An 8,045-nucleotide genomic window follows, 5' to 3' on the forward strand; every position below is an offset into this window, starting at 1 on the left:
CGCAGGGGGTTGATCTCGGAGACCGCGCCGACGAACGTGGTCTTGCCCACGCCGAAGCCGCCCGCCACCACGATCTTCGCGGAGGTGGTGGAGCGAGGAGCCGCCCCACCGTCAGAGCTTGCGAAGTCCACTGAGAACCCTCTCGAGCAGCGTTACATCCGGCGTTCCGCCGGCCTCTCCATTGCCCGGCTGGTGGATGGCCACCATGCCGGCTTCCGCCAGGTCGGCGACGAGGATGCGGGCGACGCCGAGCGGCATCGAGAGCAGCGCGGAGACCTCCGCGACCGACTTCACCTCGCGGCACAGGGTGCAGATGCGCTGGTGCTCCGGCAGCAGGCCGGACAGGTGCATCGGGTCGGCCGTCGTGCTGACCAGCGCCTCGATGGCGAGCTGGTAGCGCGGACGGGTCCGGCCGCCGGTCATCGCGTAAGGGCGGACGAGCGGCTGGTCGCCTTCCGAGTACGAATCTCCGTACGCGTCGGGGTAGGCGGGGGGCGGGGTCATTGATCCTCCGGGCTGGACAGCAGTGGTCAGCGTGCCGTCTGACAGGGCGGCCGGTGGGGGGACATGACGGCCTGTCGGGGGTACTGGATTCCGGGTGTGCGGACCCGGTTCCCCGGCCGGAAGTACCGTCCGGCCGGGGAGGGGGGTGTCAGATGAGCAGGCTTCCCTGGAGCTCCGCGCGCAGGTCCGGGGTGAGGACGTTGCCGGCGCGGTCAACGAGGAGGGCCATCTCGTAGCCGACGAGGCCGATGTCGCACTCGGGGTGCGCGAGCACGGCCAGCGAGGATCCGTCGGAGACGGACATCAGGAAGAGGAACCCGCGGTCCATCTCCACAACGGTCTGGTTGACGGCGCCGCCCTCGAAGATCCGGGAGGCACCGGCGGTCAGCGAGGTCAGGCCGGAGGCCACGGCCGCCAGCTGATCGGCGCGGTCACGGGGGAATCCTTCGGACATCGCCAGAAGGAGTCCGTCGGCGGAGACCACCACGGTGTGGGACACCCCGGGGGTGTTGTCCACGAAGTTGGTGATCAACCAGTTCAGGTTCTGTGCCGCCTGGCTCATCGAACTCAACTATCGCTCCTGCTGGTAAGTGGGGTCGATGTGGTAACTGCCGGTCGCGGGGCCGGTGGTGCCGGCCTGGCGGCCCTGCTGGATACCGCGACGGAGGTTGGTGAGACGGCCGCGGACGTCGTCCGGAGCACGCGAGACCTGCGGGCCGGCCTGGGTGTCCGACTGCTGCTGGGCGGTGCCCGCCACGAGGTTCGCACGCGGCACCCGGCGGGGCAGGCCCGAGGTGGTGATCCCGCCGGCGGCGGGCTGGCGCACGCGCTCGGCCTGCCGCATCAGCTCGTCGTTCGGGGACGCCTTCCAGCTGACCGTCGGGCTGCTGCCGGTGACGGCCGCGGCGGGCTCGGCCGCGAGCTCCTGGCCGCGCTGCGGCAGCGGCTGCTGCTGCGGGCGCTGGTGGGGAGCCGGAGCGACAGGGGCCGCCTGCTGGGGCTGGTGAGGCTGCTGGGGTGCGGCCGGTCCCTGCCCGGCGGGCTGCTGCCCGCCCTGGTGGGACCAGTTCGACTCCAGCGACTCGAAGATCGGGCTGCGCGGCTCGGGGGCGTTCTGCGCCGGAGCCGACGGCAGGGCCTCCGGCTGGTACGCCTGCGGGAGGCGCGGGGCCTCGGCGCGCGGGGCCGGAGCGTAACCGCCGGGCTGCTGTGCCTGCTGCTGCTCGGCGTAGCCGCCGACACCGGGGCCGCCCGGGCGGGCGAACTGGCCGGTGGAGGACGGGTCCAGCGGGCCCGCCGGCTGCGGCCGCTCGAACTGGCCGGTGCTGCCGCCGGTGGCCTGCGGGTACGGGGCGTTGAAGTCCGGGCGGGCGAACTCGGCCGTGGAGCCGGGGCCCGACAGCTCGTCGTGGCCGCGCGGGACATCGTGGCCGCCCTGGGCGGCGGCGCCCCAGCTGGTGCTCTGCGGGGCGGGGGCCGGAGCCGGGGCCGCCGGACCGCCCGCGCCCGGGAGCTCCGGACGGGCGGCGCCGCCGTCGCGCGCCGGCAGCTGCGGCCGCCTGCGCTTGACGGGGGCACCGGGCTGCTGCTGGGGCCGGCCCTGCTGGGGCTGCTGGCCCTGGCCCTGGCCCTGCGGCGGCTGCGGCCGCTCGAAGCCGTTGCCCTGCTGCGCGAACCCGCCCTGGGCACCGCCCTGCTGCGGGAAGCCGCCGGGACCGCCGGGAGCGGCGGCCGGGCGAGCCTGCGGGCCGCCGGTCTGGCCGCGGGCCGGCAGCGGAGCACCGCCGCCGAAGGCACCCTGGCCCTGCGACTGGCCCGTCGGGGCGGAGGGACCGCCCTGCGGACGGGGGCCCTGGCCCTGCGGGCGCTGCTGCTGGCCGGGTCCGCCGTCGCGTCCCGGCAGGGCGGCGCGCTGGCCGCCGCCGGCGACCTGGCCGCGCTGCTGGCCGGCGCCCACGGGGGGACGCGCGCCCGCACCGGGCACGGAGGCCTGCTGGCCGCCGGGGGCACCCGGAGCGCCGGGACCGCCCGGAGCACCGCCGGGACCACCCTGGCCCGGCATCGGACCCGGCTTCTTGCCGCCCTGGGCGACGTCCACCGGAAGCATGACGAGGGCCGTCGTACCGCCCGAGTCGGAAGGGCGCAGCTGGATGCGGATGCCGTGTCGCAGGGACAGGCGGCCGACCACGAACAGACCCATTCGGCGGGACACCGAGACGTCCACGGTGGGCGGCGAGGCGAGCCGCTCGTTGATCGCGGCGAGGTCCTCGGGGGAGAGGCCGATGCCGGTGTCGTGGATCTCGACCAGCACGCGGCCGTCGGGCAGCGCGTGACCGGTGACCTTGACCTTGGTCTGCGGGGAGGAGAACGAGGTGGCGTTCTCCAGCAGCTCGGCGAGGAGGTGCACGAGGTCGTTGACGACGCGGCCGGCGACATCGGTGCCGGGCACCGCCGCCAGCTCGATGCGCTCGTACTGCTCCACCTCGGACGCGGCGGCGCGGAGCACGTCGACGAGCGGGACGGGGCGGGTCCACCGGCGGCCCGGCTCCTCGCCCGCGAGGACGAGGAGGTTTTCGCCGTTACGGCGCATGCGGGTCGCGAGGTGGTCGAGCTTGAAGAGCGAGGAGAGCTGGTCCGGGTCGGCCTCGCGCGACTCCAGTTCGGAGATGAGCGACAGCTGACGCTGGATGAGGCCCTGGGAGCGGCGCGAGAGGTTGGTGAACATCGCGTTGACGTTGCCCCGGAGGAGGGCCTGCTCGGCGGCGAGGCGGACGGCCTCGCGGTGCACGTCGTCGAAGGCCGCGGCCACCTGGCCGATCTCGTCGCGGGTGTGCAGGCCGACGGACTCCACGGAGGTGTCCACGTCCTGCGGGTCCGACTCGGAGAGCTGCTTGACGAGCTCCGGCAGACGGTCCTGGGCGACGCGCGTCGCGGTGTCCTGCAGGCGGCGCAGCGAGCGGATCATGGACCGGGCCATGACGAAGGCGCCGATGAGCGAGACACCGAGGACGAGGAGGATCAGGGCACCGTTGATGATGGCGTCCTGCTGCGACTCGTTCTTGAGCTCGCGGGCCTTCTGCTCCATGTCCTCCAGCAGCGAGAGCTCGATCTGCTGCATCGCGCGGAGCTTGGTGTCGTCGGCGTCGTACCAGTCCATCCAGGAGCGGTTCTTCTCCTTGACGAACTGTCCCTGGGTGCTCAGCACGCGGCGGGCGTAGTGGTCGGCGCTGCCGATCTCGGAGTTGCCGTCACCGAGGGAGCTGAGGAGTTCCTCGGGCTTGCCCTGGTAGACGAGCTCGAAGGTCTTCTTCGCCTGGCTCTCACCGCGGAGCGCGGAGAGGGCGTAGAGGCGGTCGTTCTCCTCCAGCTTGCCTTGCTTGTCGCCGCTCTCGGGGAGCGAGGCGGCGATGATCGCGCGCTGGATGGACGCGTACTCCTTGGCGGAGGAGAACGCCGCCAGGGCGCGGGTGCGCTTGATCATCTCGGGGTTCGAGGTGGCCTGCGCCATGTCCTGCGAGAGCGAGAGCAGCGAGACGATCAGCGCGTTGTACTCGGTGACGGTCTGCTGGGCGCCGTTCTGGTACGCCTTCTTGCGGATGTCCTCGATGCCGGTGAGCTGGCGGCCGATCTGGAGGATGTTGTTGCGGATCGACTTGAGGGTCTCGTCCTTGTCCTCCGCGTTGTCGACCTTGTCGGTCGCGGCGGCGAAGGCCTTGGCGGCGGCGTCGGTCTGGTCGCGGACACCCTCGACGAGGCTGTTGGGCTTGCCGTCCTTGATGAGCGACATCGGACCGGCCGACTTGTCCCGCTCCTCCTGGAGCATGGCGGCGAGGCTGGTCGCCTGGCGGGTCATCACCGTCAGCAGCTGCATGTGCTCCAGCTGCTGGATGTCCTCGAGCGAGTCGTTGATACGGAAGCCACCGAGCGAGGTGGCGGCGACGACGGGCAGGGTCAGCAGCGACACGAGTCGCGTGCTGATGCGCCAGTTCTGCATGGCGAGACGGGAACCGGGCCCGGGCGGGGCCTTCGGTATCGCCTCTTCGGTCGCGGGCGACTCGGCCTTGCCCTTGGCCCTGCCCGGCTTGACGGCCTTGCCGGGCTTCCCGGCCTTGCCGGACCTGCCGCGGCCCTTCGCCTTCACCGAGGAGGTGTCGGGACCGGCTCCTTCGGCAGCCGGCCCGCGGTTCTGGGCGTGCTGGGGTGAGGAGCCACGGTCGATCCCGCCGCGCGGCTCCTGCTCCGCCGCAGCGCTGCCATCCCTCTTGAATCGTCCCTGCACTAGCGTCGCAACCTCTGGACCAGGCGCCCCGCCGGGTGAGCGGCGGAACGGTGTCGAGTCATGGGGCACTGACGGCCCCGTGGTGGTCGTCGGTGACCGGCGCGTCTCCCTCTCCATTGCCACCGCGCGCGGCGCTCTCTTGCGCCACCTGCGCGCCGGCTGATACCCGCGGCGGTCCCGCGAATTCCAGCACAGTGGGGGATCTCCAACAAGGTGCGCGTGTCGCCCCGGCGAGCCGGTCACGGCTTGTGACAGAGGGGCTACGCGACGTGGAGGCACTATGGGGAGGAAACGGACTTACGCCAACCAAAGCTCCTGTCCGGCAAGGTGTCCCAGTCGAGATGATCAGGAGCGGAATGACGCATTCAGTGGCGCAATGTCCGTTTCGACGGGTCGAATTGGCCGTCTGTTATGCCCGTATTGCCCGGTCGCTGGTGAGCAAACTCACACGACTGTGGCCATTACTTACCGGTTCAGACGGGGATTCGGATGTTTAGCCTTGCCTGTTAAAGGGTTGGCGCCACATCCGGCGCATCCGACAACCCTCATCCCACGAAGCGACCCGAGGGCCCGAATCTCCGATGAAGACGACGATGATGTTCCGCAACATAGCCAACCCCCGCCGCACCACCCTCGCGCACCTGAAGGACGCCGAGGAGCTGCAGGCGGCGCCGGCCACCCCGGAGCACTCCGTCGAGCTGCCGGCCCAGACTGCGAACCCCCGCCGCACCGTCCTCATGGACGCGCCGGTCGCCGCGGCACAGTAGTCCCTCCGCAGTAGCGGCTCCGTAAAGGAGCGCGAAGCGCCGCCGCCCACCGCGTTAGCCTGGAGTCCGCAGACTCCAGCCAGCGGAAATACAGAGGGGCAGACGCAACACGTGCGCATCGCCAGGTTCTCGATCGACGGCAATGTCGCGTTCGGCGCGGTCGAGGGCAGCACTGCCCCCGGCGCCGAAGGTGAGCTCGTCCTCGACATCATCAAGGGCATCCCGTTCGCGGACTTCGAGCTCTCCGGCACGAAGGTCCCGCTGAGCAAGGTCCGGCTGCTGCCGCCCGTGCTCCCGAACAAGGTCGTGGCCGTCGGCCGCAACTACGCGGAGCACGCGGCGGAGCTGGGCAACCAGGTACCGGACGCGCCCATCACCTTCTTCAAGCCCTCCACCTCCGTGGTCGGCCCGGGCGACCCGATCGTCTACCCCTCCTTCTCCCAGGACGTGCACCACGAGGCGGAGCTCGCCGTGGTCATCGGCCGCATGTGCCGCGAGGTCCCGAAGGAGCGCGTGAAGGACGTCATCCTCGGCTACACCTGCGCCAACGACGTCACCGCCCGCGACGTCCAGCAGCGCGAGAAGCAGTGGGCCCGGGCCAAGGGCTTCGACAGCGCCTGCCCCCTCGGCCCCTGGATCGAGACCGACCTGGACCCGGGCGACCTGACCATCCAGTGCACCGTCAACGGCGAACAGCGCCAGCTCGGCCGCACCAGCGACATGGTCCGCTCCGTCGAGGACCTGGTCGTGCACATCAGCGAGGCCATGACGCTGCTCCCGGGCGACGTCATCCTCACGGGGACCCCGGCCGGAGTCGGCCCCCTCAACGTCGGCGACGAGGTCGCCGTCACCATCGAAGGCATCGGCACTCTCACCAACAAGGTGATCAAGCGTGGCTAACGCGAACGTCCGCGTACGTTTCTGTCCCTCCCCGACCGGCAACCCCCACGTGGGCCTGGTCCGCACCGCCCTCTTCAACTGGGCGTTCGCCCGCCACCACGGCGGTACGTTCGTCTTCCGCATCGAGGACACCGACGCGGCGCGCGACTCCGAGGAGTCGTACGAGCAGCTCCTCGACTCGCTGAAGTGGCTCGGCTTCACCTGGGACGAGGGCCCCGAGATCGGCGGCCCGCACGCCCCGTACCGCCAGTCCCAGCGCATGGACATCTACAAGGACGTCGCGCAGAAGCTCCAGGACGGCGGCTACGCCTACCACTGCTACTGCACCACCGAGGAGCTCGACGCGCGCCGCGACGCCGCCCGCGCGGCCGGCAAGCCCTCCGGCTACGACGGCCAGTGCCGCGACCTCACCGCCGGGCAGAAGAGCGCGTACGAGGCCGAGGGCCGCACCTCGATCGTCCGCTTCCGGATGCCCGACGAGACCATCACCTTCACGGACCTGGTCCGCGGCGAGCTCTCCTTCACCCCGGAGAACGTGCCGGACTTCGGCATCGTCCGCGCGAACGGCGCCCCGCTGTACACGCTCGTCAACCCGGTCGACGACGCGCTGATGGAGATCACGCACGTCCTGCGCGGCGAGGACCTGCTGTCCTCCACCCCGCGCCAGATCGCCCTCTACAAGGCGCTGACCGAGCTGGGCGTCGCCAAGGCCACCCCGCAGTTCGGCCACCTGCCGTACGTGATGGGCGAGGGCAACAAGAAGCTCTCCAAGCGCGACCCCGAGTCCTCGCTCAACCTCTACCGCCAGCGCGGCTTCCTGCCCGAGGGCCTGCTGAACTACCTCTCGCTCCTCGGCTGGTCCTTCTCCAAGGACCAGGACATCTTCTCGATCGAGGAGATGGTGGCGAAGTTCGACATCGACGGCGTCAACGCCAACCCTGCCCGCTTCGACCTCAAGAAGGCCGAGGCGATCAACGCCGACCACATCCGCCGGATGGACCCCAAGGCCTTCGCGGACGCCTGCGCGCCGTGGCTGCGGGCCCCGCACGCCAACTGGGCGCCCGAGGACTTCGACGCCGAGGCCTGGGCGCGGATCGCGCCGCACGCCCAGACCCGGGTGACCGTCCTCTCGGACATCACCGCGAACGTGGACTTCCTCTTCCTGAAGGAGCCCGTCGAGGACCAGGCGTCCTGGGACAAGGCCATGAAGGGCGAGCCCGCGGCCCTGCTGACCACGGCGCGGGAGAACCTCTCCGCCGCCGACTGGTCGGACCCGGAGTCCCTCAAGCAGGCCGTCCTGACGGCCGGCGAGGCCCACGGCCTCAAGCTCGGCAAGGCCCAGGCCCCGGTCCGCGTGGCCGTCACCGGCCGCACCGTCGGCCTGCCGCTCTTCGAGTCCCTGGAGATCCTGGGCAAGGAGCGCTCGCTGGCGCGCATCGACGCGACCCTGGCGAAGCTCTCCGCCTGACCCCGCACCACCCCGTGGGGGGGGGGGGGGGGGGGGGGGGGGGGGGGGGGGTGGGGGTGGGGGGGGGGGTGGGGGGGGAGGGGGAGGGGAGAGACCACACGACCCTAAAGGAGAGGGCCACCGAGCT

The 8,045-nt window shown here is 71.4% G+C and carries 6 protein-coding genes and 1 pseudogene; 3 read left to right on the forward strand and 4 right to left on the reverse strand.

What is annotated here, in order from left to right:
* The 4 genes and pseudogenes from ACZ7IF_RS37205 to ACZ7IF_RS37220 all read right to left on the reverse strand — a co-directional run.
* Positions 1–131: pseudogene (locus tag ACZ7IF_RS37205) on the reverse strand (ATP-binding protein); the annotation flags it as partial.
* On the reverse strand, positions 112–504 hold the full coding sequence (locus tag ACZ7IF_RS37210; protein ID WP_007266775.1) for a DUF742 domain-containing protein: 393 nt from the start codon (positions 502–504) through the stop codon (positions 112–114). The pseudogene ACZ7IF_RS37205 and the gene ACZ7IF_RS37210, both read right to left, overlap by 20 nt.
* Before the next feature lie 148 nt (positions 505–652).
* Positions 653–1,066, reverse strand: a complete 414-nt coding sequence (locus ACZ7IF_RS37215; RefSeq protein WP_007266776.1) for a roadblock/LC7 domain-containing protein — start codon at positions 1,064–1,066, stop codon at positions 653–655.
* Between the two features lie 9 nt (positions 1,067–1,075).
* Positions 1,076–4,783, reverse strand: a complete 3,708-nt coding sequence (locus tag ACZ7IF_RS37220) for a sensor histidine kinase (protein WP_470981226.1) — start codon at positions 4,781–4,783, stop codon at positions 1,076–1,078.
* A gap of 581 nt (positions 4,784–5,364) precedes the next feature.
* Between ACZ7IF_RS37220 and ACZ7IF_RS37225 the strand changes: the two genes are divergently transcribed.
* The 3 genes from ACZ7IF_RS37225 (at position 5,365) to gltX (ending at position 7,918) form a co-directional block, all read left to right on the forward strand.
* Positions 5,365–5,550: a hypothetical protein gene (locus ACZ7IF_RS37225; RefSeq protein ID WP_030227314.1), complete on the forward strand. Its 186-nt coding sequence runs from the start codon at positions 5,365–5,367 to the stop codon at positions 5,548–5,550.
* 111 nt (positions 5,551–5,661) lie between these two features.
* The gene (locus ACZ7IF_RS37230) at positions 5,662–6,450 is read left to right on the forward strand and encodes a fumarylacetoacetate hydrolase family protein (RefSeq protein ID WP_470981228.1); all 789 of its coding nucleotides are present in this window, start codon (positions 5,662–5,664) and stop codon (positions 6,448–6,450) included.
* Positions 6,443–7,918, forward strand: a complete 1,476-nt coding sequence (gltX, locus tag ACZ7IF_RS37235; protein WP_470981230.1) for a glutamate--tRNA ligase — start codon at positions 6,443–6,445, stop codon at positions 7,916–7,918. The genes ACZ7IF_RS37230 and gltX overlap by 8 nt, the downstream gene beginning before the upstream one ends.
* The last annotated feature ends 127 nt before the right edge of the window (positions 7,919–8,045 follow it).

This window comes from Streptomyces sp. NPDC037421 (assembly GCF_055602105.1).

Excerpts from the sequence above, each read along its gene's own strand:
- ACZ7IF_RS37210 (WP_007266775.1), bottom strand. The coding sequence starts at position 504 with ATGACCCCGCCCCCCGCCTACCCCGACGCGTACGGAGATTCGTACTCG.
- ACZ7IF_RS37215 (WP_007266776.1), bottom strand. The coding sequence starts at position 1,066 with ATGAGCCAGGCGGCACAGAACCTGAACTGGTTGATCACCAACTTCGTG.
- ACZ7IF_RS37225 (WP_030227314.1), top strand. The coding sequence starts at position 5,365 with ATGAAGACGACGATGATGTTCCGCAACATAGCCAACCCCCGCCGCACC.